36 protein-coding genes and 1 pseudogene are annotated in these 23504 nt (G+C 41.1%); 1 reads left to right on the top strand and 36 read right to left on the bottom strand.

What is annotated here, in order from left to right:
* Positions 1-48 precede the first annotated feature (48 nt).
* The 6 genes from F981_RS21570 to F981_RS21550 all read right to left on the bottom strand — a co-directional run bounded on the left by F981_RS21570 (position 49) and on the right by F981_RS21550 (position 5624).
* A complete protein-coding gene (locus tag F981_RS21570; RefSeq protein WP_004725742.1) occupies positions 49-2247 on the bottom strand; it encodes a TRAP transporter large permease subunit in 2199 nt (732 codons plus the stop codon).
* A 416-nt stretch (positions 2248-2663) separates the two neighbouring features.
* Entirely contained in the window at positions 2664-3236 is a 573-nt protein-coding gene (rrtA, locus tag F981_RS21565; RefSeq protein ID WP_004725740.1) for a rhombosortase, read from the bottom strand.
* Between the two features lie 66 nt (positions 3237-3302).
* A complete protein-coding gene (locus tag F981_RS21560; protein ID WP_004725739.1) occupies positions 3303-4391 on the bottom strand; it encodes a hypothetical protein in 1089 nt (362 codons plus the stop codon).
* Positions 4392-4611: 220 nt separating this feature from the next.
* Entirely contained in the window at positions 4612-4773 is a 162-nt protein-coding gene (locus tag F981_RS24055; protein WP_004725737.1) for a hypothetical protein, read from the bottom strand.
* Between the two features lie 202 nt (positions 4774-4975).
* Positions 4976-5203 carry a hypothetical protein gene (locus tag F981_RS21555; protein ID WP_004725735.1) on the bottom strand — a complete coding sequence of 76 codons (228 nt, stop codon included), beginning with the start codon at positions 5201-5203 and terminating at the stop codon, positions 4976-4978.
* 163 nt (positions 5204-5366) lie between these two features.
* Positions 5367-5624 (bottom strand): FAD assembly factor SdhE, encoded by a 258-nt coding sequence (locus F981_RS21550; RefSeq protein ID WP_004725733.1) that lies wholly within the window; start codon positions 5622-5624, stop codon positions 5367-5369.
* A gap of 180 nt (positions 5625-5804) precedes the next feature.
* Between F981_RS21550 and F981_RS21545 the strand changes: the two genes are divergently transcribed.
* The gene (locus F981_RS21545; protein WP_004725731.1) at positions 5805-6977 is read left to right on the top strand and encodes an acyl-CoA dehydrogenase family protein; all 1173 of its coding nucleotides are present in this window, start codon (positions 5805-5807) and stop codon (positions 6975-6977) included.
* A gap of 161 nt (positions 6978-7138) precedes the next feature.
* On the opposite strand, the gene F981_RS21540 is transcribed toward F981_RS21545, so the two are convergent.
* The 30 genes and pseudogenes from F981_RS21540 to F981_RS21395 all read right to left on the bottom strand — a co-directional run bounded on the left by F981_RS21540 (position 7139) and on the right by F981_RS21395 (position 23387).
* Positions 7139-8629 carry a flavin-containing monooxygenase gene (locus F981_RS21540; RefSeq protein WP_004725729.1) on the bottom strand — a complete coding sequence of 497 codons (1491 nt, stop codon included), beginning with the start codon at positions 8627-8629 and terminating at the stop codon, positions 7139-7141.
* Positions 8630-8828: 199 nt separating this feature from the next.
* Positions 8829-9194, bottom strand: a complete 366-nt coding sequence (gene rplQ / locus F981_RS21535) for a 50S ribosomal protein L17 (RefSeq protein WP_004281488.1) — start codon at positions 9192-9194, stop codon at positions 8829-8831.
* Positions 9195-9212: 18 nt separating this feature from the next.
* On the bottom strand, positions 9213-10220 hold the full coding sequence (locus F981_RS21530; RefSeq protein WP_004725727.1) for a DNA-directed RNA polymerase subunit alpha: 1008 nt from the start codon (positions 10218-10220) through the stop codon (positions 9213-9215).
* A gap of 17 nt (positions 10221-10237) precedes the next feature.
* Positions 10238-10861, bottom strand: a complete 624-nt coding sequence (gene rpsD, locus F981_RS21525) for a 30S ribosomal protein S4 (protein WP_004725725.1) — start codon at positions 10859-10861, stop codon at positions 10238-10240.
* Between the two features lie 12 nt (positions 10862-10873).
* On the bottom strand, positions 10874-11260 hold the full coding sequence (gene rpsK, locus F981_RS21520; RefSeq protein ID WP_001040166.1) for a 30S ribosomal protein S11: 387 nt from the start codon (positions 11258-11260) through the stop codon (positions 10874-10876).
* A gap of 19 nt (positions 11261-11279) precedes the next feature.
* On the bottom strand, positions 11280-11636 hold the full coding sequence (gene rpsM, locus F981_RS21515; RefSeq protein WP_004725722.1) for a 30S ribosomal protein S13: 357 nt from the start codon (positions 11634-11636) through the stop codon (positions 11280-11282).
* A 107-nt stretch (positions 11637-11743) separates the two neighbouring features.
* On the bottom strand, positions 11744-11860 hold the full coding sequence (rpmJ, locus tag F981_RS21510) for a 50S ribosomal protein L36 (RefSeq protein WP_000867907.1): 117 nt from the start codon (positions 11858-11860) through the stop codon (positions 11744-11746).
* A gap of 21 nt (positions 11861-11881) precedes the next feature.
* Positions 11882-13201, bottom strand: a complete 1320-nt coding sequence (gene secY / locus F981_RS21505; protein WP_171066869.1) for a preprotein translocase subunit SecY — start codon at positions 13199-13201, stop codon at positions 11882-11884.
* A 45-nt stretch (positions 13202-13246) separates the two neighbouring features.
* Entirely contained in the window at positions 13247-13687 is a 441-nt protein-coding gene (gene rplO / locus F981_RS21500; RefSeq protein ID WP_004725719.1) for a 50S ribosomal protein L15, read from the bottom strand.
* A gap of 3 nt (positions 13688-13690) precedes the next feature.
* Positions 13691-13867, bottom strand: coding sequence for a 50S ribosomal protein L30 (gene rpmD, locus F981_RS21495; protein ID WP_004725717.1), 177 nt, complete (start codon positions 13865-13867; stop codon positions 13691-13693).
* Positions 13868-13873: 6 nt separating this feature from the next.
* Entirely contained in the window at positions 13874-14371 is a 498-nt protein-coding gene (gene rpsE / locus F981_RS21490) for a 30S ribosomal protein S5 (RefSeq protein WP_004725715.1), read from the bottom strand.
* 2 nt (positions 14372-14373) lie between these two features.
* Positions 14374-14724 carry a 50S ribosomal protein L18 gene (rplR, locus tag F981_RS21485; protein WP_004725713.1) on the bottom strand — a complete coding sequence of 117 codons (351 nt, stop codon included), beginning with the start codon at positions 14722-14724 and terminating at the stop codon, positions 14374-14376.
* A 14-nt stretch (positions 14725-14738) separates the two neighbouring features.
* Positions 14739-15272 carry a 50S ribosomal protein L6 gene (gene rplF, locus F981_RS21480; protein WP_004725711.1) on the bottom strand — a complete coding sequence of 178 codons (534 nt, stop codon included), beginning with the start codon at positions 15270-15272 and terminating at the stop codon, positions 14739-14741.
* Positions 15273-15285: 13 nt separating this feature from the next.
* Entirely contained in the window at positions 15286-15681 is a 396-nt protein-coding gene (gene rpsH / locus F981_RS21475; RefSeq protein ID WP_004725709.1) for a 30S ribosomal protein S8, read from the bottom strand.
* A gap of 13 nt (positions 15682-15694) precedes the next feature.
* Positions 15695-16000: a 30S ribosomal protein S14 gene (gene rpsN, locus F981_RS21470; protein ID WP_004725707.1), complete on the bottom strand. Its 306-nt coding sequence runs from the start codon at positions 15998-16000 to the stop codon at positions 15695-15697.
* Positions 16001-16009: 9 nt separating this feature from the next.
* Positions 16010-16546 carry a 50S ribosomal protein L5 gene (gene rplE, locus F981_RS21465; protein ID WP_004725705.1) on the bottom strand — a complete coding sequence of 179 codons (537 nt, stop codon included), beginning with the start codon at positions 16544-16546 and terminating at the stop codon, positions 16010-16012.
* Between the two features lie 16 nt (positions 16547-16562).
* Positions 16563-16880 (bottom strand): 50S ribosomal protein L24, encoded by a 318-nt coding sequence (gene rplX, locus F981_RS21460; protein WP_004725703.1) that lies wholly within the window; start codon positions 16878-16880, stop codon positions 16563-16565.
* A gap of 11 nt (positions 16881-16891) precedes the next feature.
* Positions 16892-17260: a 50S ribosomal protein L14 gene (gene rplN / locus F981_RS21455; RefSeq protein ID WP_004725701.1), complete on the bottom strand. Its 369-nt coding sequence runs from the start codon at positions 17258-17260 to the stop codon at positions 16892-16894.
* 92 nt (positions 17261-17352) lie between these two features.
* Complete coding sequence (gene rpsQ, locus F981_RS21450; protein ID WP_004725698.1) at positions 17353-17610, bottom strand: 30S ribosomal protein S17; 258 nt, start codon at positions 17608-17610, stop codon at positions 17353-17355.
* Complete coding sequence (rpmC, locus tag F981_RS21445; RefSeq protein ID WP_004725696.1) at positions 17607-17804, bottom strand: 50S ribosomal protein L29; 198 nt, start codon at positions 17802-17804, stop codon at positions 17607-17609. The genes rpsQ and rpmC overlap by 4 nt, the downstream gene beginning before the upstream one ends.
* The gene (gene rplP, locus F981_RS21440; protein WP_004725694.1) at positions 17804-18217 is read right to left on the bottom strand and encodes a 50S ribosomal protein L16; all 414 of its coding nucleotides are present in this window, start codon (positions 18215-18217) and stop codon (positions 17804-17806) included. Before rplP ends, rpmC begins: the two co-directional genes overlap by 1 nt.
* Positions 18157-18973: pseudogene (gene rpsC / locus F981_RS21435) on the bottom strand (30S ribosomal protein S3). The gene rplP and the pseudogene rpsC overlap by 61 nt, the downstream one beginning before the upstream one ends.
* A gap of 1 nt (position 18974) precedes the next feature.
* Positions 18975-19304 carry a 50S ribosomal protein L22 gene (rplV, locus tag F981_RS21430; protein WP_004725688.1) on the bottom strand — a complete coding sequence of 110 codons (330 nt, stop codon included), beginning with the start codon at positions 19302-19304 and terminating at the stop codon, positions 18975-18977.
* Positions 19305-19313: 9 nt separating this feature from the next.
* Complete coding sequence (gene rpsS, locus F981_RS21425) at positions 19314-19589, bottom strand: 30S ribosomal protein S19 (protein WP_004281508.1); 276 nt, start codon at positions 19587-19589, stop codon at positions 19314-19316.
* A gap of 19 nt (positions 19590-19608) precedes the next feature.
* Positions 19609-20433 carry a 50S ribosomal protein L2 gene (gene rplB / locus F981_RS21420; RefSeq protein WP_004725686.1) on the bottom strand — a complete coding sequence of 275 codons (825 nt, stop codon included), beginning with the start codon at positions 20431-20433 and terminating at the stop codon, positions 19609-19611.
* Positions 20434-20444: 11 nt separating this feature from the next.
* Complete coding sequence (gene rplW / locus F981_RS21415; RefSeq protein ID WP_004725684.1) at positions 20445-20765, bottom strand: 50S ribosomal protein L23; 321 nt, start codon at positions 20763-20765, stop codon at positions 20445-20447.
* Positions 20762-21364: a 50S ribosomal protein L4 gene (rplD, locus tag F981_RS21410; protein WP_004725681.1), complete on the bottom strand. Its 603-nt coding sequence runs from the start codon at positions 21362-21364 to the stop codon at positions 20762-20764. The genes rplW and rplD overlap by 4 nt, the downstream gene beginning before the upstream one ends.
* A gap of 11 nt (positions 21365-21375) precedes the next feature.
* Positions 21376-22014 carry a 50S ribosomal protein L3 gene (gene rplC / locus F981_RS21405; protein ID WP_004725679.1) on the bottom strand — a complete coding sequence of 213 codons (639 nt, stop codon included), beginning with the start codon at positions 22012-22014 and terminating at the stop codon, positions 21376-21378.
* Between the two features lie 61 nt (positions 22015-22075).
* Positions 22076-22387: a 30S ribosomal protein S10 gene (rpsJ, locus tag F981_RS21400; RefSeq protein WP_004725677.1), complete on the bottom strand. Its 312-nt coding sequence runs from the start codon at positions 22385-22387 to the stop codon at positions 22076-22078.
* 274 nt (positions 22388-22661) lie between these two features.
* Positions 22662-23387, bottom strand: coding sequence for a type 1 glutamine amidotransferase (locus F981_RS21395; protein ID WP_004725673.1), 726 nt, complete (start codon positions 23385-23387; stop codon positions 22662-22664).
* Positions 23388-23504: the final 117 nt, after the last annotated feature.

The raw sequence follows: 23504 nt of genomic DNA, 5'->3' as shown, positions 1-23504 counted from the left end.
AGCCACAGACAGAAAAAAAGCGCCCGAAGGCGCTTTTTAGACATTCAATTATTTACTGGCATACCAGTCAAACAAGTTAAACATGTACGGCGCATAGGTCACAATCACCAATGCTGAGAACAGCACCACGATTGGCAAAATCCAACGCTCATAACGATAGTAGAAGCTTGTATATTTGGCTTTTGCCTCAGCATCGGCGGCGGCAACCTCTGCATCACCGACCGAGAGCCTCGTCAGCAAATGATTGAGCGCAACAGGTGGCGTAACATAACCAAACTCAAATGCAACCAGTACGATCATCCAGAAGTGAATCGGATGAATACCATTTTCAAATGCAACTGGCGCAATCGTCGCAGCAACAAGAATCACCGCACCAAATGGATCTGTTGTCATACCAATTAATGCAAGTAACAATGCCATAAAGCCAAGTGTCACCAAGATACTACCCAGATGCGTTGGAACCATGGTCACGATTTCACTACGTTCAATCAGACCACCAACACTTGCAGACAATGCCATTAGGATAATTAACGCACCAATATGACCAACACTTTCCGATGTTGCAAAACGAATTGCGCTACGGAAGCCACGTTTCGTTTCAGCGGTATCACCATGCTCACGTAAGTATTCAGAATTTTTTTCATGCTCTAGAGCAAGCGCTTTATTTGGGTTTTCTGGTATCGGTAATTTATTACCAAATAACTTATCAAATAAAATAAATGCCAATAACATGATTGGAAGAATTACAGGTGCAGTAAATTCATCCATTTTCGTGTCCAGACCAAACTGATAGAAGCCAATCACGACAGCAACAATCAAGATATATGGAAGCACTGGAACGAAAGCACGCAACATACCTGGGACAGCAGTTTTCGGTGAGTTAATACGGAACTTATTCTCTGCAAGGAATAACGACACCCCTAAGAAAATAAATGCGGTTAACCAGAATACATAAATACCATGATCAAATAACTCGTCTGAAGTTACATGACGGCTATCCAGCATTGAAATTAAGATCACCAAGAGACACGGACGTAATACAACACCCAGTGAACCAGACATTGCCGAAACAGCCAGTGCATATTGACGACGTGCACCTGAATTCCACACTTCTTTATAGATAATCGCACCAGCAGCAACAACGAAGATTCCCGAAGCACCTGTATATGCGGTTGGAATTGCTGCACCAATCAAAATGATCCACGTCAACGTTTCAGGCGCTAAGTTCCAAGGACGAAGAATCGCCAAGAAAAGATCCATCACACGTGTTTGGGTCAATAACATCCCTGCCCAAATAAACAGTGCTAAGTTAAGGAAGATATTTGAAAATTCAGTCAACAAGCCAAGGTAAATACCTTGCCCCATTGGGTAGTCCATAAAGAAAGTAAACGCAATACCTGTCACAATTGCCATAAAGGCATATAAAGGTATGCTCAACAGCGCAAGGCCAAATTTACCGCCTTCTTCAGCATTTTCTGGTGTACGGAATAATTTAAACAGGCTGATGACTGTTAAGACTACAAACAGAATCATCCATAGCCAATAGACTCCAATCGTTTCAATGGTCGATTCAACACCAGAATTGAGTACTGAACGATATTGGCTAATGACCGAGAAGCTCAGTAAGGCATTCCCCAGTACCATCGCAATATTATAGACTTTAAAATCAAGCTTAGTACGCGCTGGACGTAGCCCAATATGATGCATCTTCAATGATGCTGTAATTGCAGCAATCACCACCATCAAAATCAGGATGAGTACGCGATGTTCAGAGCCCCATTTTAATATCCAGAAGAAACCCGTTTCCATCGAACGATATGAACGAAGGGATGGATGATCTTCCATATGTTTGATCGATTTATCATAGAACGCATACTTCTGTTCACAATCCGTTTGAGCTGAAACGAATGAAGCGCGAACATCTGCTTCTGGCGTTAAACCAAAAAATGCCGCATCAGGATCACTGGCTTCCTGTTGCATTTTTTCTTTGACAAGCTTATCGATATCTACATTGCGGTCACATGAAGGTTTGTTGGGCTCAGCACGTAAAAAGGAATATTGCATTCCTATTTTTTCGTCTCCATATAGGCGTTCACCTAAACGAAGCATTTGCCCATGAATCATATCCCCTGTCCCAATGATCAAGGTCAGGAGAAGCAGAATAAGGATGGAAAAGGTTGAGAACCACTCATTCCAGAGATAACTGAGTAGACCTAATCCCGATCTATTATTTACAGGTTCTTGCATTGTTATTCCAGTTTTTATAACCAGTGTACAATCGCTTGCACAGCTTATCTTTTATTATTAGGTGAGAGGTAAAATCCTTTACCAATACCCATTCCTATCATCACCACTCAAATTTGCCCTAATTTTCCTAAGAAAAACATGACAAAGATTAATTTTTTTGGCGAGCTTTTTGTCAACTCATCTATAGTCTTATCATTAAATGTGAAAAAACAACTAAGTACTTATATTTTTTACAACTAAAATGGATGTAACATTCACATAATTAACCACAAATGAGAATCAGCATCCATTCATTACAAAGCATTCATTCAAATTTATTTTTTAAATATCTTTACACTTCTATGTGCTTAACCTCATCAAAATAATGAAATTTTATAGAATAATACTTCATACAAATAATATTCTTGATTCATTGTCTATTTCATAACATTAAGTCGAAAAATTAAGCTCAAGATGGCACAAATACTTCCAAAAATCACCCCAAGCAAATGCGCCTGTATTAAAACAGGATGACCAATCAATTGTTCAGTTTGTAGTGCACCAAAAAAATGTTCCCATGCGATTTTGCCGAAGATGCATAACAATACGATGAAGGCAAAATTTCGTTCTGGCTTTTCTTTTAAACTGACGATTGCACAAAATACAAACAGACCATGAAGAATGCCAGACAAACCTGCATAAGCAAAAATATGAGGATAAATCAGATAAAAACAGAGACTGAGTAAAGGCGGTAAAATAAGCAATAAAGCAATAAAAACTTGCTTTTTAATGTTTGGAAATAAAAAGGGTAAACAAGCCAAAGCCAAAACATTTAAAACATAATGAATCCATCCCACATGAACCCAATGCCCTGTCCACCAGCGCCAAGGCTGGCTTAAAAAAACATCGTGCTGATAAATGAAATGAGTTTGAAAAAGCTGAAGAATTGCAAAAAAAATGATACTGGTTGCAATAAACAATATATTTTTATCTAACTTGTGTTGTTCCATGCTACACCATAAAAAAAGAAGAGCTATCGCTCTTCCTCAATTCTAACCAATTCATGCAATTGAATACTATGGATTTGCTACAGGTTCGTCAGCTGAAGCACTTGGCTCTTCGGTCGGTGCAGGTAGATCATTAAACAATTCATCATCACCCGTAGATGCTTGTTCATCCCAGAATGTGGTCATGCCATCATCTGCTGCACGAACACCAGTATGTTCAGTCCAATAACGATCTGCAATACCTTGAACCATTTGACCGGCCATACCATCTAATAATCTAAATTCAGGGTTTACTGGCTTATCATCTGCACGCGATGCGGCATAGGCTTTTAACGCCGCTCTTAATTTAGCATCATCACCACTGGCTTGCGCTGCAACGGCATTCATTGCAAATGCTAAACGAACACCTTTCTGTTCTGCGATTTGCATTGATTGTTGTAAGGTCTGTGTTGGATCAGGCTTACCATCTCCTGCACCTGGTAACAATACCCAAATCACTGCACGTGTCGCCATTGGCGCACCCCAGAATTTGTTATTGTCTAAACATGCCATACCACGTTCGACAATCGCAGCAATATCTTTCGGTACATTCACTGCACCGCCAGAGTTAATGTCATTGGTCATCGATTGCAAACCACTGAGCATACCAATTAAATAGATGGTTTGATCTAAGTCCTTACGCATGGTTGGACAAGAATCACCTAAAGTATATTTATATTTTGCCTGCCAACGTTCTGCAAATAATTGATAACCCGTGTATTGACGTTCTGCGGCAAGGGCTGCCCAACGTTTTTGTTCTATACGAGCATCTTGCGCTTCAGTCACTTTACCGTCTTTTGAAGCACGTAAATATCTGAGTTCTGCATCCAAAGCACGATTTTCTGCACACATCCCCGCAGCTGAATATAACAATACTGCCATACGGGTTGGGTCGGCCCCCATATCTTTTGTTGCCATAATCGCTGGCGTTAATGCATTGCCTGAGTTGCACGCCATATCAGTATCATTGCCCGCCAAAATGGGTGGGACGATATGTTTTTCACTAAAGCCAAGCGCAACATTGGCACCTGATTTTACAACATATGAACAACCTGATAACACAGATGAGGCAACAACAGCGGTCAGCATCAATTGACCAAGCTTGTGGACCTTAGACATACTTCCTGTCCTCTATATAATTGTGTTTATATCCCTTTTAAAATAACAATATCAGATGCAATCTCTGAATAACAGAGTAATAGCTCTAATTTCATCTGAAGAATTTGCCACAATATAGAAAGTATTCAATTGACCTGATCTGGTTTTTATACAAATTTTAAGCAAAAAAAAGTAGCATTGCGACGGTTCAGCACATGCTACTTGTTAAAAGGTAAACTCTTTAAGAGAGTTTATTGGTTTTAAGTCTTTTAAATTTGCTACCGTTAACACTGTTAGCGTTAGCTTTCTCAATCTGTTCCCTCAGCATAGTTCCTAGTCTTCCAAATATAATTGCAAAAACAATTGCAACCACTAAGAACCAAAACGTATGAATTTCACCCATTTGGAAATTCCTCCTCGCTGTTGGTAGTTTTAATTTACATGCAAGATCAGATTTTTACAGAGATAATTGTCGGACAATTTTACAATTGCGCTATTTTGTATATATTTGGTCTAACAATGAATATTAAATAAGCAAAAATATAAATAAGGTTATGTTTTATTTAAATTAAATTAAAATTATATTTTTTATACTTGTTAGACAATTAACTTAATTTAACCCGAGATTTTAAAGATTTCCACTGTATTTTGCTCACTTGATCTTGCCAAATAATTAAACTTTTATTGTTTTTCTCACAAAAATACACTGCAATATAAAATCGATGATCAATCATTTGCTGAATTTGTACATGATGAATTTGATTGGAATCCTCATATTGTAAGGTCCACTGATCTAAATCAAAATGTTCTAAACTTCGGACTTGTGGACGCATTCTAAATATTTTTAGACTGAAGCATGCCAACAACAGCAGTAATACACTTATCCATACAGTGATAATGGAGTACAGCACTATAAAAATAATTGTTAAACACAAAAGCTGAAAACCCAGTGCAATACGACTGGGTTTGAATTGATATCGTTGGTGAGTTTTTAACTCATCCGTGGACATAATCTTTAAGTTTATTGATCAAGCTTCTGAGTTCAGGTCGAGGTGGCTCTGAAACTTCCATAAACCAATCCAATAAATCTGGGTCTTCTTGATCAACTAACTCTTTAAACAAGGCTTTTTCTTGGGCACTTGCTTCTAAGTAATATTGTTTTACGTATGGGTCAAAATATACATCAATCTCTTTTAAACCGCGACGAGCACGATAAATCACTTTACGTTCTTCTAAAGTAAGTTCTTCTGACATCATTTTCCCCCAATGGTTAATTCTGACTTAGTTTACCCGATTCCCGATCAATTTCTCGCTAAATTCTTCTAAATGACCAAATTCATCATTTAAAAATGAGTTTTGAGCATTCATCTCATTGCGACAAATAAGCAATTCACATAATTTCAACTCACTAAAACTCATATGGATATTATAAAAATGCAATCAGGTGCTATCCGACCTTTAACCAATATGTTGCCTCGTAAATTGTTTAATTCCGATCACGATGCTTTTCGTGAAACAGTACGTAAATTTTATGAAAAAGAAGTTGTGCCAAATATTGCTAAATATGAACAGCAACAACATGTAGATCGCGATTTATGGAACAAAGCAGGTGAAATGGGTCTGCTCTGTGCGACTATGCCTGAAGAATATGGTGGCTATGGCGTAGATCGCCTCTACAGTATGATTCTGATTGAAGAACAAGCCTATGCAATGGATTCTTCTACAGGTTTTTCTTTGCACTCGGATATTGTTGCCAACTACATCAACAACTTTGGTAATGAAGAGCAGAAAAAACATTGGATTGCTAAAATGGCTTCTGGAGAAACCGTCACAGCCATTGCGATGACAGAACCAGGAACAGGCTCAGACCTACAAGGTGTTCGCACCACCGCTGTTTTAGATGGGGATGAATATGTAATCAATGGTTCTAAGATCTTTATTACCAATGGTTATCTATGCGATATGGCAATTGTCGTATGTAAAACAGGCAGTTCAGAGAAAGGTTCTGCCAACCTATCTTTGATTATCGTTGAAGCTGACCGTGCTGGCTTTAGCAAAGGAAAACCACTCAATAAAATTGGTATGAAAGGACAAGATACTTGCGAATTGTTCTTTGAAGATGTTCGTGTGCCAAAAGAAAATTTATTGGGTATGGAAGGCATGGGTTTTATCATGCTGATGAAAGAGTTGGCATGGGAACGTATGCTGGTCGCGATTATCTGTCAAGCAGGCGCAGAAGCAGCGCTAGCACATACCGTTCAATATACCAAAGACCGTAAAGCGTTTGGTAAACCGATCGGTGCTTTTCAAAATACACGTTTTAAACTTGCTGAAATGCGTACAGAAATTGATTTCTGCCGTGCTTACCTCGACCGTTGTATGGAATTACAACTTGAAGGTACATTAGGTGTTGATGCTGCAGCTGCCGCAAAATACAAAATTTCAGAAGTATTCTCTAATGTGGTTGATGAATGCCTTCAATTACATGGTGGGTATGGTTATATGCTGGAATATCCAATTGCACGCGCTTATATCGATAATCGGGCAAATCGTATTTATGCAGGTACAAACGAGATTATGAAAGAACTGATTTCTCGTTCTTTATAATTTATCTCATGACAGTTAAAGGAGCTTTGGCTCCTTTTTCTATCGCCAAGCATTCTTTTTAAATCAATTTTCCTGTTGCAATAAAAAGGAGCTTTCGCTCCTTGTTTATTTCATAGCTTGTTTATTTTGCTATTTCTTAGTTGAGTGATTTCTAGGTTTGATTAAGAAACCAGTTTAGGCTTTTTTGCGAGTTGCGCTTCACGCTTATGAAATTTTAAAACACCATCTTCAAACTTGGCATTTTTAAGTTCTTTACGATCTGCTAAATAGTTATTCGACACTTTCCAAGGTGCATGCTTACCTTGTTTTGGCATCACATCCGCCGCACGAGCAATATACCCTGAGCTTAAACTACCCATCACCGTATCTTCCATCAATTCAGTTGCATCACCTTGAGGAATAACTTCGTCATAGCCCTTCTTGTCCATATAGTTTACAAGACGGCAAATATACTCACCTGCAATATCAACCTTCAATGTCCATGACGCGTTGATATAACCAATGATCATTGCCATATTTGGCACATCGCTAACCATCACACCCTGATACAGCATGTGCTGAGACGTATTCATTGGCTTATTATCAATTGTAGCTTTGATACCACCCAAGATTTGGATTTCTAAACCTGTTGCTGAAACGATGATATCCGCATCTAAATGCTTACCAGATTTTAATTGGATACCTGTTGCTGTAATTTTCTCAATTTGATCTGTTTCAACGCTGGCTTTACCAGAACGTAAAATCTTAAATAAGTCACCATCTGGCACAACACATAACCGCTGATCCCACGGATTATATGTTGGGGTAAAGTGTTTCATATCCACTTTACCTTTTAATTGCATTTCAATCGATTTGAGTAAGAACTTACGCAGTAACTTCGGTTGTTTTTGTGCAAGCGCATAAATACCGCGTTGCATACCAATATTACGTGCACGGGTTAACTTATATGCCACATCTTCAGGTAAAACCTTACGCATTTTGTCATAAACAAAATCAATAGATGGGATTGAAGCAATATAGGTTGGTGAACGTTGCAACATGGTCACATGCCCTGCTCCACCTTTTGACATCGCAGGCACTAAGGTAATAGCTGTTGCACCACTACCAATAATCACTACTTTTTTACCCGTATAATCTAAGTTTTCAGGCCAAAATTGTGGGTTAATAAATTCGCCTTTAAAATCATTTTTACCTGGATAATCAGGTTGATAACCTTGATCATAATTATAATAACCCGTACATCCGATTACAAAGTTTGCAACCCACGTATTGAGTTTTTGATTTTCATCTTCAATTTGTACGACCCATTTTTTAATTGATGAATCATAATTTGCAGTACGTACACGTTGATTAAAATGAATTTTATCTTTTAGTTTAAATTCATCGACAACTTCAGCAACATAGCCTTTAATCGAAGCGCCATCTGCCAAGACATTGGCTTTTTGCCATGGTTTAAAATTAAACCCAAAAGTAGACATATCTGAATCGGAACGGATACCCGGATATTTAAATAAATCCCAAGTACCACCGAAGCTCTCACGACGCTCAATAATTTCAAATGAACGTTGTGGTGAGTGTTTTGAAAGATGCGCAGCTACACCAATACCAGAGATACCTGCACCAACGATAAGAATATCAACTTGCTTTTCCATGTTGTTTTTATAACCTTTTTAAGAGTACTTTTTTATTAAAGCACAAATCTGACAATACGCAATGTCAAGTTTGCATTTTTCTGACGAAATTTAAGTCAATTTGGGACAAAACCATAAATTGTCCAACAAAAAGGCATAAAAAAAGGCCGATGAAACACCGACCTTTTTCGAACAACCGATTGTTCTGTGACGTGAGTAATTAGTTTACTTCACGATCCACAAGTTCTACATAAGCCATCGGTGCAGCATCACCTGCACGGAAACCAGCTTTAAGAACACGTAGATAACCGCCGTTACGTTCTTTGTAACGAGGGCCAAGAACGGTAAATAATTTACCAACTGTTGCTGCTGAACGAGTACGAGCAAACGCCAAACGACGGTTTGCTACAGTATCGTTTTTAGCTAAAGTGATTAAAGGCTCAGCTACACGACGTAACTCTTTTGCTTTAGGCACAGTAGTTTTAATTAACTCATGCTCAAACAAAGAATTAGCCATGTTTTGAAACATCGCTTTACGATGGCTGCTGGTACGGCCTAATTTCACACCACTATTACGATGACGCATGGTGATAGTCCTACTTAATTAACGGCTACGATAGGCGAAACGATCGTCCATACGGAGACTAGCTGGTGGCCAGTTCTCTAAACGCATGCCGAGCTGTAAGCCCTTAGAAGCCAGAACATCTTTGATCTCAGTAAGCGATTTTTTACCAAGGTTAGGAGTTTTAAGCAACTCAACCTCAGTACGCTGTACTAGATTACCAATGTAGTAAATATTTTCTGCTTTCAAACAGTTAGCAGAACGAACAGTAAGCTCTAGATCATCAACTGGACGAAGCAAGATTGGATCAACTTCTTCACGTGGCTCTTGAGCAACTGGAGCTTGATCTTTCTGAAGATCAACAAAAATTGCAATTTGTTGTTGCAAGATTGTTGCCGCTTTGCGGATAGCTTCTTCAGGATCTACAGTTCCATTCGTTTCAAGATCAATGACGAGCTTATCAAGGTCAGTACGTTGTTCTACACGAGCATTTTCAACTGTGTAAGACACACGTTTAATCGGGCTATAAGAAGCATCTAACTGTAGACGACCTACAGGACGCGTTTCGCCTTCAGGGAAACGAGAGTCAGAAGTTTCATAACCACGACCTTGAGAAACTTTCAAGCGCATTTTTAATGAGCCTGAAGCACTTAAAGTACCAATCAGATGTTCAGGGTTAACCACTTCAACATTATGTGGTAAACGAAGGTCAGCAGCAGTTACATCGCCAGGACCTTGTTTTTCCAATGTCAAATATGCTTCGTTTTGATCGAACAGCTTAATAGACAATCCTTTTAGGTTCAGCAAGAGCTCGACGATGTCCTGCTGCAAGCCTTCTAAAGTACTGTACTCGTGCTCGACACCCTCAATCTCTACTTCAACCACGGCTGCGCCAGGTAAAGAAGACAAAAGGATGCGACGTAAAGCATTACCAAGAGTATGACCAAAGCCACGCTCTAATGGTTCAAGAATCACTTTTGCCGAGGTCCCGCTTGCCGCTTCGACCTTGATCGCTTGCGGAGTTAGAAACTCGTTTGCAGTACGCGTCATTATTGCTACCTCAAGGATTATTTAGAATACAATTCTACAATCAAGCTTTCGTTGATTTCAGCAGGTAAATCAGAACGATCTGGTGCAGCTTTAAATGTACCTTCAAGTTTTGAATGATCTACTTCAATCCAAGCAGCTGTTCCACGTTGAGCAGCTAATTCAATTGCGTTTTTGATACGTAATTGTTGTTTAGCGCTTTCGTGAACTGCAATCACGTCGCCCGCTTTAACTTGGATAGACGCGATGTTAACACGACGACCATTTAAAGTGATTGAACGGTGAGATACCAGCTGACGAGCTTCTGCACGTGTAGAACCAAAACCCATGCGATAAACAACGTTATCGAGGCGGCTTTCAAGCAATTTCAACAAGTTTTCACCTGTTGCGCCTTTAACACGAGCAGCTTCTTTGTAGTAGTTACTAAATTGACGCTCTAAAACACCGTACATGCGACGTACTTTTTGTTTTTCACGTAATTGTAGTGAATACTCTGATTGTTTAGCACGGCTTTGGCCATGTTGACCAGGAGCTTTAGCAGATTTTTTTGTTTTGACGTCAAATGGTTTAACGCCAGATTTTAATTGCAGGTCTGTCCCTTCGCGGCGAGAGAGTTTGCATTTTGGACCAATATAACGAGCCATGAATGTTTCTCCTTACACGCGACGTTTTTTAGGTGGACGGCAACCGTTGTGCGGAATCGGTGTCACATCGGTAATGCTGTTAATTTTATAACCCACTGCACCTAATGCACGAACCGCAGATTCACGACCTGGACCAGGACCTTTTACAAGGACGTCCAAGTTTTTCAAACCGTAATCTAAAGCAGCTTTACCAGCAACTTCAGCAGCTACCTGAGCAGCAAACGGAGTTGATTTACGTGATCCACGGAAGCCTTGTCCACCTGAAGTAGCCCAAGCCAATGCATTACCTTGACGATCAGTAATCGTAACAATGGTGTTATTAAAAGAAGCGTGAATGTGTGCAACACCTTCAGAGACGGTACGAGTGACCTTCTTGCGTGTGCGAGTATCTTTAGCCATCTTTTAGCTTCCAGAAATCTTATTTCTTAATAGGTTTGCGCGGACCTTTACGGGTACGTGCGTTAGTTTTGGTGCGTTGTCCGCGAACAGGCAAGCTGCGACGATGACGAAGACCGCGGTAGCAGCCTAAATCCATTAAACGTTTAATGTTCATGGAAATTTCGCGACGTAAGTCACCTTCGGTCGGAACCTTAGCAACTTCTGCACGAATCGCATCAAGCTGAGCATCATCTAATTCACGAATTTTAGTAGTAGTCGTAATACCTGCAGCAGCTAAAATGTTTTTAGCTGTGTGGCGGCCAATACCAAAAATATACGTGAGAGAGATAACAGCATGCTTGTTATCCGGAATGTTTACACCGGCAATACGAGCCATTCAAATTTCTCCAAAAAGGCAGTAGAGATAATCAACCGCCCCACAAAAATCTTGAGGGGCGGATAATAACCTAATTAGCCTACTGAAATCAACAGGTCTTAATTAAATTAACCTTGACGCTGCTTATGACGAGGTTCTGCGCTGCAAATTACGCGAATAACCCCATTACGACGGATAACTTTACAGCTACCACAAATTTTCTTTACAGAAGCTTGTACTTTCATGATGAAACCTTCTAAGTGCGCTTATCCCTTAGGATGAGCAGTCGTTTTTCTCATTAACGATTGATCGTCATACTGGTGTGATGTCAAATGGGCTTGAAGCTGAGCCATAAAGTCCATAACAACAACAACTACGATAAGTAATGAGGTACCACCCAAATGGAATGGAATACCAAAAGAACTTTGTAAAATCATCGGCATTAAACAGATGACTGTAATGTAGATTGCACCAATAAACGTCAAACGATTAAGAATATGATCTAAGTAACGAGCAGTTTGCTCACCTGGGCGAATACCAGGTACATAAGCTCCACTGCGTTTCAAGTTCTCTGATACTTCTTTCGGGCTAAAAACAAGCGCCGTATAGAAATAACAGAAAAAGATAATTAACGCACCGAAGAGCACTAAATACAACGGTTGTCCAGGCGATAATACCAATGCCAAATCTTGTAGGCTACGTTTTACAATTCCTGCATTTGGATCAGCACTACCTAACCATTGACCTAAACTTGCAGGGAACAACAATAACGAACTTGCGAAAATTGCTGGAATAACCCCTGCCATGTTGATCTTCAATGGCAAATGCGTTTGCTGTGCAGTGAATACACGACGACCTTGCTGTTTTTGAGCATAGTTCACAGGTATACGACGTTGAGCTTTTTCAATAAACACAATCGCTGCTAAAACAGCAACTGATAGCAATCCAAAGATAGCCAAACCAATTAAACTTGATTGGCCATTATCTACCGAAGTAAATGCTTGGATCACTAAGTTTGGTAAACCAGCAACAATACCTGCAAAGATAATCATTGAGATACCGTTACCAACACCGCGTTCAGTAATTTGCTCACCTAACCACATTAAGAACATGGTACCTGCAACTAACGATGTTAGCGCTGGAATGTAAAAAGCCAGTCCTGAAGTCAAAGTAATACCTTGACTGATTAGACCAGCACACATCCCGATACCTTGGACTAATGCAAGTAAAAGGGTGCCGTAACGCGTATATTGATTAATCTTACGCTTACCTTGCTCGCCTTCTTTCTTCAATGCTTCTAACGAAGGCACCACGGTCGACATCAACTGCACAATAATAGATGCAGAAATGTACGGCATGATACCTAACGCCAGAATGGACATTCGTTCTAATGCTCCACCCGAGAACATATTAAACAAACCTAAAAAAGTACCTTCATTAGCTTTGAAAAAACGTTCTAGAGCAACATTATCAATACCTGGCAGCGGAATATGCGCTCCTAGTCGAAAGACTACCAATGCACCAATCAAGAACATTAATCGGCGAATAATTTCACGATATTTCACATGAAATGGTTGACCTTTCATCATGTTAACATGACCTGAAGAACTAGGAGACATAGTCACTCGCGATTACTCCTCGACTTTACCGCCAGCAGCTTCAAGAGCAGCTTTAGCGCCTTTAGTCAATGCAACACCTTGAACAGTGAATGCACGAGTGATTTCACCAGAAAGAACAACACGAGCACGCAACATATCTTTACGTACAACATTCGCAGCTTTCAAAGTTTCAAGTGAAATAATATCACCTTCAACTTTAGCAAGTTCAGACAAACGTACTTCAGCAGTTTTCAAAGCCAATTGGCTTGTGAAACCGAATTTAGGTAAACGACGATATAACGCAGTTTGACCACCTTCAAAGCCTGGACGAACGCCACCACTTTTACGTGATTTCTGACCTTTGACACCACGGCCACCAGTCTTACCGACACCAGAACCGATACCACGGCCTAAACGACGATTATCACGTTTTGCACCTTCAGCAGGTGCAAGCTCATTTAAACGCAGAGTCATGGCTTATTCCTCTACACTAACCATATAGTAGACTTTGTTGATCATACCACGGTTAGAAGGTGTATCTATTACTTCTACTGTATGACCAATACGACGCAGACCTAAACCTTGTAGGCAAAGTTTGTGATTTTTCAAACGATGCGAAGAAGATTTAGTCTGGGTAACTTTAATCGTTTTCATGATTGATTACCCTAAAATTTGTTCTACTGAAAGACCACGTTTAGCAGCAACTTTCTCAGGAGACGTCATATCACGTAAACCATTAAAAGTTGCATTTACAACGTTAGCCGCGTTAGTAGAACCATAACATTTCGTCAATACGTTACGTACACCAGCAGCTTCTAAAACTGCGCGCATAGAACCACCAGCGATTACGCCAGTACCTTCAGATGCAGGTTGCATGTAAACACGGCTAGCGCCATGACGAGCATGAATAGGATGTTGTACAGTACCATCAACAAGATCAACAGTGATCATGTTGCGGCGTGCAGCTTCAAGTGCTTTAGAAATAGCAGCTGGAACTTCACGCGCTTTACCGCGACCAAAACCTACACGACCATTACCATCACCCACAACAGTTAATGCTGTGAAAGAGAAGATACGACCACCCTTAACAACTTTGGCTACACGATCAACGGCAACCAGCTTTTCAACAAGACCTTCGTTTTGTTCAACTTTAGCCATGATTAGAACTCCAAGCCGTTTTCACGAGCAGCATCAGCCAAGGCTTTGATACGACCATGATATTTAAAACCAGAACGGTCAAATGCAACTTTAGTTACACCAGCAGCCTTTGCACGTTCTGCGATTAAAGCACCTACTTTAGTTGCTGAATCTACATTACCTGTAGTTCCGCTACGTAAAGATGCATCCAAAGTAGAAGCTTGCGCTAATACTTTGCCACCATCTGCAGAAATAACTTGAGCATAGATGTGACGCGGCGTGCGGTTTACACACAAGCGAGTCGCACCCAATGCACGAATGTGCAAGCGTGTGCTTTTCGCACGACGCAAACGGGATTGTTTCTTTTCGTTCATAAGAACCTCGCGCCTTATTTCTTCTTAGCTTCTTTACGAAGAACAACTTCGTCAGAATAGCGAACACCTTTACCTTTATACGGCTCTGGTGGACGATAACCACGGATTTCTGCAGCAACTTGACCTAACAATTGCTTGTTAGCTGATTTCAAAATGATTTCAGTAGCAGTCGGAGTTTCAGCAGTTACACCTTCAGGAAGAGCGTAATCAATCGGGTGAGAATAACCAAGGTTAAGGTTCACAACTGTACCTTTAACCGCAGCTTTATAACCAACACCGATAAGTTGTAACTTACGTTCGAAGCCTTCATTAACACCTTTTACAAGGTTATTAAGAACAGCGCGAGCAGTACCAGCTTGCATCCAAGAATCGCGAGATTCTTTAACTGGAGCAATATGAAGTTGACCTTCTTCCTGTTTAAGCTCGACCAGCGCATGCAGGTTGAAAGACAACGTACCTTTGCTGCCTTTCACTTCGACCTGCCGGCCGTTCTGAGTAACTGCTACACCGTTAGGTACAGTTACTGGGGCTTTAGCCACACGAGACATGAGGAATCACCTATTAAGAAACAAAAGCAATAACTTCACCACCAACGCCTGCAGCACGTGCAGCGCGATCAGTCATGATGCCTTTGCTTGTAGAAACAATTGCAATACCTAAACCTTGCTTAACGCTCGGAAGTGCATCTTTACCGCGATACTGACGTAGACCTGGACGGCTTACGCGTTTCACAGTTTCGATAACTGGTTTGCCTTCAAAATATTTTAAAGTAATTGTCAAAGTAGCTTTGCCTTCAAGATCAGCAACTTCTACATTTGAAATGTAACCTTCTTGTTGAAGTACGTTTGCAATTGCAACTTTCAACTTAGAATTAGGCATAGAAACAGTTTGTTTCTTTGCCATTTGTGCGTTACGAACACGTGTTAGCATGTCGGCAACGGTATCTTGCATACTCATTTATAGTCGCTCCTTACCAGCTTGCCTTAACAACGCCCGGTACATCACCCTGCATTACTGTGTCACGTAATTTGTTACGGCTTAAGCCGAACTTACGGAAGTAACCATGAGGACGACCAGTTAAACCACAACGGTTACGAAGACGTACTGGAGACGCATTACGTGGTAATGCTTGTAACTTCATCATCGCTTCGAAACGTTCTTCATCAGATGCATTTACGTTTGCAATCGTAGCTTTTAATTCAGCACGTTTTGCAGCGTATTTAGCAACTGTAGTTTCGCGTTTCAATTCGCGATTAATCATACTTTTCTTAGCCATATCGACCTCTTATTTGAACGGGAAGCCGAATGCACGGATTAGCGCACGGCCTTCGTCATCAGTACGAGCAGTCGTAGTGATAGTAATATCCATACCACGAATACGATCGATCTTATCAAAATCGATTTCAGGGAACATAATTTGTTCCTTGAGACCCATTGAATAATTACCACGACCATCGAATGATTTCGCAGAAAAACCGCGGAAGTCACGAATACGAGGGATAGCGATAGAGATCAAACGGTCTAAGAATTCGTACATTTGTTCGCCGCGTAAAGTTACTTTACAACCAATCGGCCAACCATCACGGATTTTAAAACCAGCGATTGATTTGCGCGCTAATGTAAGAACTGGTTTTTGACCAGCAATAGCTTGCATATCCGCCAAAGCGCCATCTAACAATTTCTTGTCAGCTGAAGCCGCACCAACACCCATGTTGATGGTGATTTTAGTAATGCGAGGAATTTCCATCACATTGCCCAAACCAAGTTCTTCTTTCAACTTAGCTCGGATTTCGTCGTTATAACGTGTTTTAAGTCTGGCCATAGCCTAGTTCAACCTATTACTTCGCTACCGCCACTGATTCACCATTTGATTTGTAAACGCGAGTTTTCACGCCTTCAATCACTTGGTAACCAACACGGTCAGCCTTTTGGGTTGCAGCATTAAAAACTGCCACGTTTGAAATATGAAGCGAAGCTTCTTGTGTAACAATAGCGCCTTCAGCACCTGTTGCACGGTTCGGCTTTTGATGCTTCTTAACTAAATTAAGGCCTTCAACCTTAACTTGGTCATTTGAAACAGACAAAACAGTACCCTGTTTGCCTTTTTCTTTACCTGCGATCACAATTACTTGATCGCCTTTTCTAATCTTAGCCATGATTGCCTCTATTATAGAACTTCAGGAGCCAATGAAATGATTTTCATGAACTGTTCAGTACGAAGTTCACGAGTCACTGGTCCGAAAATACGAGTGGCAATCGGAGCCTTGTTGTTGTTCAAGATAACTGCAGCATTATCATCGAAACGGATCACAGAACCGTCTGGACGACGAATACCGAATTTAGTACGAACTACAACTGCATTCATCACGTCACCTTTTTTAACACGGCCACGTGGAATTGCTTCTTTTACAGTAACTTTAATAATGTCGCCAACAGAAGCATAACGACGATGTGAACCACCAAGTACTTTAATACATTGTACGCGGCGAGCACCACTGTTGTCTGCTACGTCTAGCATACTTTCGGTCTGAATCATTGCCCTACTCCAAAACCGAGCATCACCGGTCGCAATTTCGAAAGGCTCAAAGAGTACTCGAAATTGACCGATGATGCAACAAGAACGTCTAATTACTCAGCAGCTGCTTCAATAACTTCCACTAAAGTCCAAGCTTTAGTTTTTGAAATTGGGCGGCTTTCTTTAATGGTTACAACATCGCCAGTTTTAGCAGTGTTGTTCTCATCATGAGCGTGTAATTTTGTTGAACGGCGGATTGATTTGCCATACAACGGGTGTTGAACGCGGCGTTCAATAAGTACAACAATAGACTTGTCCATTTTGTCACTTACTACTTTGCCTGTTAACGTGCGAACTGTTTGCTCACTCATTGTGCGTTCCCCTGTTTTTCGGTAAGGAGGGTCTTGATACGAGCAATAGTCTTACGAGTTAACGCAACTTCATGCGATTTACCCAATTGACCAGTTGCTTTCGCCATACGAAGACGGAATTGGTTAAGCTGTTGCTCATCAAGCAAAGCTGCCAACTCTTCTACCGATTTTTCACGTAGATCTTTAGTTTTCATTACATCACCGTCTTAGTAACGATAGTGGTTTTAAATGGAAGCTTAGCAGCTGCAAGCGTAAACGCTTCGCGTGCCAATTCTTCACTAACACCATCCATTTCGTACAAGATCTTACCTGGTTTGATTTGGCAAACCCAGTATTCCACAGAACCTTTACCTTTACCCATACGAACTTCTAATGGTTTTTCAGTAATTGGTTTGTCTGGGAAAACACGGATAAAGATCTTACCACCACGTTTAACACGACGGCTAATTGTACGACGCGCAGCTTCGATTTGACGAGCAGTCATTTGACCACGCTCAACAGATTTAAGTGCGATTGTACCGAAAGATACTGTGCTACCACGATGCGCTAGACCAGTGTTACGGCCTTTTTGCACCTTACGGAATTTAGTACGTTTAGGTTGCAACATGGATTATTCTCCTTTTTCAGCAGAACGATCATTGCGACGACCACGACGCTCTTGACCTTCACCACGACCGCGACCGCGTTTAGCTGGACGTTCTTCAGCAGGAGCAGGGTTCATGACTTGTTTCATGCCACCTAAGATCTCGCCACGGAAAATCCAAACTTTAACACCAATCGTACCGTAAGTAGTTTCAGCGCGCATAGTTGAATAGTCGATGTCAGCACGAAGTGTATGTAAAGGTACACGACCTTCACGATACCATTCAGTACGTGCAATTTCTGCACCACCTAAACGACCAGAAACTTCAACTTTGATACCTTTCGCACCAGCACGCATAGTGTTTTGAACCGCACGCTTCATAGCACGACGGAACATTACACGTTTCTCTAATTGTGAAGCAATTGCTTCAGCAACTAAACGAGCGTCTAAGTCTGGGCGATCGATTTCGTTGATGCTTACTTGCGCTGGAACACCCATAATCTTGGTAAGTTCACGCTGTAATTTCTCAATGTCTTCGCCTTTTTTACCGATAACGATACCTGGACGAGCAGTGCTAATAGTTACTTTAGCAGCGCCTGTAGGACGTTCGATAAGAATTTTGCTGATCATCGCGCTTTTAAGTTTTTTAGTTAAAAACTCACGAACTTGAAGATCTTTAAGCAAATATTCAGCGTATTGTTTCGGACTCGCATACCAGTTGGCGTTATGACGTTTTACAACACCAAGGCGGATACCGATTGGATGAACCTTCTGACCCATATCAAACCCCTACCTTAACGGTAATGTGACAAGTACGCTTAGTAATACGATCTGCACGGCCTTTAGCACGTGGCATAATACGTTTAAGGCTAGTGCCTTCATCAACGTAAATCGTAGTAACCTTAAGGTCGTCTACATCTAAACTGTTATTGTGTTCAGCGTTTGCAATTGCAGATTCCAATGCTTTTTTCACTATAACTGCAGCTTTTTTGTTGCTGAAGTTTAAGATATTAAGCGCGTGAGCAATAGATTTGCCACGGATTAGGTCTGCAACCAAACGAGTTTTTTGTGCCGAGATAGCGGCACCGCGTAATTTAGCAGTAACTTCCATCATAGCACCTTAACGTTTAGACTTCTTGTCAACACCGTGACCACGATAGGTACGAGTTGGCGCGAATTCACCGAGTTTGTGACCAACCATATGTTCAGATACGATCACTGGAACATGGTTACGACCATTATGTACAGAAATTGTTAAACCAACAAAATCCGGGAGGATCATCGAACGACGCGACCAAGTTTTGATCGGCTTACGGTTATTAGCCGCGATAGCCGCTTCAACCTTAGCGAACAAGTGCGCATCGACGAATGGGCCTTTTTTCAGAGAACGAGGCATTGTCAGATTCCTTTACTTGTTACTTAACGCGACGGTCGCGAATGATCATCTTAGTCGTACGCTTATTGGTACGTGTTTTGTACCCTTTAGCTTTTTGACCCCATGGGCTTACAGGTTGAATACCTTTGTTACGCCCTTCACCACCACCATGTGGATGGTCAACTGGGTTCATCGCCATACCACGAACGGTAGGACGAACACCACGCCAGCGTGCAGCACCTGCTTTACCAAGTGAACGAAGGTTGCTTTCTGAGTTAGATACTTCACCTAACACAGCGCGACATTCAACGTGTACTTTACGCATTTCGCCTGAACGAAGACGAATAATTGCGTAAGAACCGTCACGACCCAACAACTGAGCAGAAGTACCAGCAGAACGCACTAATTGTGCACCTTTACCGATTTTAAGCTCAATGTTATGTAATGTAGAACCGATAGGCATATTACGAAGCGGTAAGCAGTTACCTGGACGAATTGGAGCATCGTTACCAGATTGTACTTTATCGCCAGCACGTAAGCCTTTAGCAGCAATAATATAACGACGCTCACCGTCAGCATATTTCAATAAAGCAATATGAGATGTACGGTTAGGATCGTATTCAATACGTTCAACTACAGCTGGGATGCCGTCTTTGTTACGTTTGAAGTCAACGATACGGTAGTTTTGTTTATGACCACCACCAACGTGACGAGTAGTAATGTGACCGTTATTGTTACGACCACCAGTACGTTTTTTAGCTTCAACCAACGGTGCATAAGGCGCGCCTTTGTGAAGATGATTATGAACCACCTTCTCTACAAAGCGACGTCCTGGAGACGTTGGCTTACATTTTTGAATTGGCATAATTTTCGTCCTTATTCCGCTGTGCTTTCAGCGGTATCGCCCAAGTCAGCCATTTCAACATCTTGGCCAGCTTTCAGGGTGACGTATGCTTTTTTAACATCAGAACGACGTCCTAATGTTTTACCAAAGCGCTTAGTCTTACCTTTAGTGATAGTCGTGTTAACTTTAACAACTTCTACACCAAATAATTGCTCTACTGCTTTTTTGATTTCAAGTTTGTTTGCATCAATAGCAACCTTAAAAACTTGAACACCAGCAGTTTCGCCTAGAACTTGTGCTTTTTCTGAAAAAACAGGCCCTTTTAGGACTTGATAGATACGTTCGTTGTTCATCCGAGTTCTACCTCAATCTTCTTAGCAGCCGCAACAGACATAACAACTTTATCAAACGCGATCAAGCCAACAGGATCGATCCCAGCAGCATCAACCACATCAACGTGTGGAAGGTTACGAGCAGCTAAATATAGATTTTCATCTACAGCTTCTGTAACGATTAATGCGCGAGTAGCGTTCAAGCCGTTAAGTTTAGCAAGCAATTCTTTAGTTTTAGGTGCTTCAACAGCAAACTCTTCAACCAATACAAGACGATCTTGGCGAACAAGTTCAGCTAAGATACATTGCATTGCACCGCGGTACATTTTACGGTTAACTTTTTGAGACCAATCTTGTGGACGAGCAGCAAAAGTCTTACCACCACCAACCCAGATTGGGCTACGAATAGAACCCGCACGAGCTCGGCCAGTACCTTTTTGACGGAATGGTTTCTTACCACCGCCAGAAACGTCTGCACGTGATTTCTGAGCTTTAGAACCTTGACGACCACCAGCTAAATAAGCTGTAACAACTTGGTGTACAAGAGCTTCATTAAAATCACGACCGAAAGCTACTTCTGATAATTCAACAGCAGAGCCGGAAACAGTTTTTAAATTCACGTTATTTCCCCTCAGGCCTTGATCGTAGGACGAACGATAACGTCGCCACCAGTAGCACCAGGAATCGCACCTTTAACAACAAGAACTGAACGTTCTGCGTCGATAGATACAATTTCAAGACCTTGAACTGTTACGCGTTCAGCACCTAAATGGCCAGCCATTTTTTTGCCTTTAAATACGCGACCAGGGGTCTGGTTTTGACCTGTAGAACCTAAAACACGATGCGACAAAGAGTTACCGTGTGTAGCATCTTGCGTACGGAAGTTCCAACGCTTAACACCACCCTGGAAACCTTTACCTTTTGATTGACCAGTTACGTCAACAACTTGACCTACTGCGAACAAATCAACACCGATAGTTCCACCAACTTCACGACCTTCAAGATCAGCTTCTGTAGCACGGAATTCGCTAACTAAACGACCAGCAGCCACACCAGCTTTCGCAAAGTGACCTTTCTGAGCATTTGTTACGCGAGATTCGCGACGTTCACCAGTAGTGATTTGAATCGCTTGATAACCATCAGTTTCAAGCGTTTTGATTTGAGTGATACGGTTAGGATCAACCTCAATCACTGTTACAGGTACAGAAACACCAGCATCTGTAAAGATACGTGTCATACCGCACTTGCGACCGACTAAACCAATAGCCATGTGCATAAACCTCTAAAAAAGCGGCCTAATTAACTTATAGAGCGTTAATTAACCGAAAGCCTTAACCCAATGCGATCTGAACATCAACACCAGCTGCAAGATCCAACTTCATCAACGCGTCTACAGTTTTGTCTGTAGGTTGAACGATGTCGATCAAACGTTTATATGTGCGGATTTCATATTGGTCACGCGCATCTTTGTTCACGTGTGGTGATGTTAAAACGTTAAAACGTTCGATGCGAGTAGGCATCGGAATTGGACCACACACTTGTGCGCCAGTACGTTTTGCTGTTTCTACGATCTCTTGAGAAGATTGATCAATTAAACGATGATCAAAAGACTTAAGACGGATACGAATTCTCTGGTTAGACATACCAGTTAACTCCAAGCCAAATATATAAAGAATCACCCTTGACGCATCTCACCCCACTAAATAAGGTAAGTGTCAAAGGCAGTGAAAATCACTAAGGTCGTGATCGATGCCACGACTGTAACGATCTGAATGACTTTCTTCGCCATTCACCCCACCATATCGGAGGGTCGCTCATTATAACGATTGTTTAACACTTAAGCAAACTTATTTGGACATTTTTACCTTTTTTTGAGTAATTAATTATAAATAAAGCGCTTATTATTTAAACATCAGCTTAAACCCTTAAAACGTAGTCAATCGCATGATTGAGCAACTGATTCCCAATCACATAATCCGTTTGTTGCGATTTTTTTAGCTTCAATAATGATTGACTGTGTACTCCACTAAACACCATATCTTCTTCTTCATGCTCAATGAAGATTTTTAGGCTATGCGGGGTGATTTCTGGATGGAACTGAAACCCCAATACATTTTTGCCAATTTGATAAAGTTGGTTGGGACATGCTGGATTCTCCGCCAAACGAATTGCGCCTTTAGGAATATCAAAGGTCTCACTATGCCATTGCATGACATTGACCCGCTCAGGCAATTGGAAATAACCTTCTGGCACATGGTTGCTTTTATTGACCAAGGTCCAGCCAATCTCTTGCACAGTATTACGCCGAACATTGGCACCTAGAGCATTGGCTATCAACTGCCCACCCAAACACAACCCGATTGCGGGCTTTTCCGAAGCCAAATAACGGCGAATCCATCGTTTTTCGACCTTTAACCAAGGATAGTTGGCTTCATCATTTACACTCATTTCCCCACCCATAATGATGAGTAAATCCACATCATTGACATGCGGCAAAGCTTCTATTTCTAATTGTGAATCTGTGGGTAAAGCAAAAAATTCTGTTGCAGTAATTTCCGCGCCCATTGCTTTTAAATACTCATAACAGCTACCAAAGCCTTCACCTGCAATATGCTGAAAATAATGCACTTTAAGTTTTTTCATGTTATCACCTATTCTTGTTGTATCAATTACGCTACAAATCACAAAACATAGTTGGATAAATGCAAAAATGAAGCCAATATCAATTTTATTTATTATTTTTCACAATTTATTGCTTTT

The sequence above is a fragment of the Acinetobacter guillouiae CIP 63.46 genome, from assembly GCF_000368145.1.
GTDB lineage: Bacteria > Pseudomonadota > Gammaproteobacteria > Pseudomonadales > Moraxellaceae > Acinetobacter > Acinetobacter guillouiae.
Note: the sequence above shows the minus strand (reverse complement) of the source record. Positions and strands in the feature narration are given on the sequence as shown.

Excerpts from the sequence above, each read along its gene's own strand:
- F981_RS21570 (WP_004725742.1), bottom strand. The coding sequence starts at position 2,247 with ATGCAAGAACCTGTAAATAATAGATCGGGATTAGGTCTACTCAGTTAT.
- rrtA (WP_004725740.1), bottom strand. The coding sequence starts at position 3,236 with ATGGAACAACACAAGTTAGATAAAAATATATTGTTTATTGCAACCAGT.
- F981_RS21560 (WP_004725739.1), bottom strand. The coding sequence starts at position 4,391 with ATGTCTAAGGTCCACAAGCTTGGTCAATTGATGCTGACCGCTGTTGTT.
- F981_RS24055 (WP_004725737.1), bottom strand. The coding sequence starts at position 4,773 with ATGGGTGAAATTCATACGTTTTGGTTCTTAGTGGTTGCAATTGTTTTT.
- F981_RS21555 (WP_004725735.1), bottom strand. The coding sequence starts at position 5,203 with ATGCGTCCACAAGTCCGAAGTTTAGAACATTTTGATTTAGATCAGTGG.
- F981_RS21550 (WP_004725733.1), bottom strand. The coding sequence starts at position 5,624 with ATGTCAGAAGAACTTACTTTAGAAGAACGTAAAGTGATTTATCGTGCT.
- F981_RS21545 (WP_004725731.1), top strand. The coding sequence starts at position 5,805 with ATGCAATCAGGTGCTATCCGACCTTTAACCAATATGTTGCCTCGTAAA.
- F981_RS21540 (WP_004725729.1), bottom strand. The coding sequence starts at position 8,629 with ATGGAAAAGCAAGTTGATATTCTTATCGTTGGTGCAGGTATCTCTGGT.
- rplQ (WP_004281488.1), bottom strand. The coding sequence starts at position 9,194 with ATGCGTCATCGTAATAGTGGTGTGAAATTAGGCCGTACCAGCAGCCAT.
- F981_RS21530 (WP_004725727.1), bottom strand. The coding sequence starts at position 10,220 with ATGACGCGTACTGCAAACGAGTTTCTAACTCCGCAAGCGATCAAGGTC.
- rpsD (WP_004725725.1), bottom strand. The coding sequence starts at position 10,861 with ATGGCTCGTTATATTGGTCCAAAATGCAAACTCTCTCGCCGCGAAGGG.
- rpsK (WP_001040166.1), bottom strand. The coding sequence starts at position 11,260 with ATGGCTAAAGATACTCGCACACGCAAGAAGGTCACTCGTACCGTCTCT.
- rpsM (WP_004725722.1), bottom strand. The coding sequence starts at position 11,636 with ATGGCTCGTATTGCCGGTGTAAACATTCCGGATAACAAGCATGCTGTT.
- rpmJ (WP_000867907.1), bottom strand. The coding sequence starts at position 11,860 with ATGAAAGTACAAGCTTCTGTAAAGAAAATTTGTGGTAGCTGTAAAGTT.
- secY (WP_171066869.1), bottom strand. The coding sequence starts at position 13,201 with ATGAAAGGTCAACCATTTCATGTGAAATATCGTGAAATTATTCGCCGA.
- rplO (WP_004725719.1), bottom strand. The coding sequence starts at position 13,687 with ATGACTCTGCGTTTAAATGAGCTTGCACCTGCTGAAGGTGCAAAACGT.
- rpmD (WP_004725717.1), bottom strand. The coding sequence starts at position 13,867 with ATGAAAACGATTAAAGTTACCCAGACTAAATCTTCTTCGCATCGTTTG.
- rpsE (WP_004725715.1), bottom strand. The coding sequence starts at position 14,371 with ATGGCTAAAGTTGAACAAAACGAAGGTCTTGTTGAAAAGCTGGTTGCC.
- rplR (WP_004725713.1), bottom strand. The coding sequence starts at position 14,724 with ATGAACGAAAAGAAACAATCCCGTTTGCGTCGTGCGAAAAGCACACGC.
- rplF (WP_004725711.1), bottom strand. The coding sequence starts at position 15,272 with ATGTCTCGTGTGGCTAAAGCCCCAGTAACTGTACCTAACGGTGTAGCA.
- rpsH (WP_004725709.1), bottom strand. The coding sequence starts at position 15,681 with ATGAGTATGCAAGATACCGTTGCCGACATGCTAACACGTGTTCGTAAC.
- rpsN (WP_004725707.1), bottom strand. The coding sequence starts at position 16,000 with ATGGCTAAGAAAAGTATGATTAATCGCGAATTGAAACGCGAAACTACA.
- rplE (WP_004725705.1), bottom strand. The coding sequence starts at position 16,546 with ATGGCCAGACTTAAAACACGTTATAACGACGAAATCCGAGCTAAGTTG.
- rplX (WP_004725703.1), bottom strand. The coding sequence starts at position 16,880 with ATGGCTAAGATTAGAAAAGGCGATCAAGTAATTGTGATCGCAGGTAAA.
- rplN (WP_004725701.1), bottom strand. The coding sequence starts at position 17,260 with ATGATTCAGACCGAAAGTATGCTAGACGTAGCAGACAACAGTGGTGCT.
- rpsQ (WP_004725698.1), bottom strand. The coding sequence starts at position 17,610 with ATGAGTGAGCAAACAGTTCGCACGTTAACAGGCAAAGTAGTAAGTGAC.
- rpmC (WP_004725696.1), bottom strand. The coding sequence starts at position 17,804 with ATGAAAACTAAAGATCTACGTGAAAAATCGGTAGAAGAGTTGGCAGCT.
- rplP (WP_004725694.1), bottom strand. The coding sequence starts at position 18,217 with ATGTTGCAACCTAAACGTACTAAATTCCGTAAGGTGCAAAAAGGCCGT.
- rplV (WP_004725688.1), bottom strand. The coding sequence starts at position 19,304 with ATGGAAGTTACTGCTAAATTACGCGGTGCCGCTATCTCGGCACAAAAA.
- rpsS (WP_004281508.1), bottom strand. The coding sequence starts at position 19,589 with ATGCCTCGTTCTCTGAAAAAAGGCCCATTCGTCGATGCGCACTTGTTC.
- rplB (WP_004725686.1), bottom strand. The coding sequence starts at position 20,433 with ATGCCAATTCAAAAATGTAAGCCAACGTCTCCAGGACGTCGCTTTGTA.
- rplW (WP_004725684.1), bottom strand. The coding sequence starts at position 20,765 with ATGAACAACGAACGTATCTATCAAGTCCTAAAAGGGCCTGTTTTTTCA.
- rplC (WP_004725679.1), bottom strand. The coding sequence starts at position 22,014 with ATGGCTATTGGTTTAGTCGGTCGCAAGTGCGGTATGACACGTATCTTT.
- rpsJ (WP_004725677.1), bottom strand. The coding sequence starts at position 22,387 with ATGTCTAACCAGAGAATTCGTATCCGTCTTAAGTCTTTTGATCATCGT.
- F981_RS21395 (WP_004725673.1), bottom strand. The coding sequence starts at position 23,387 with ATGAAAAAACTTAAAGTGCATTATTTTCAGCATATTGCAGGTGAAGGC.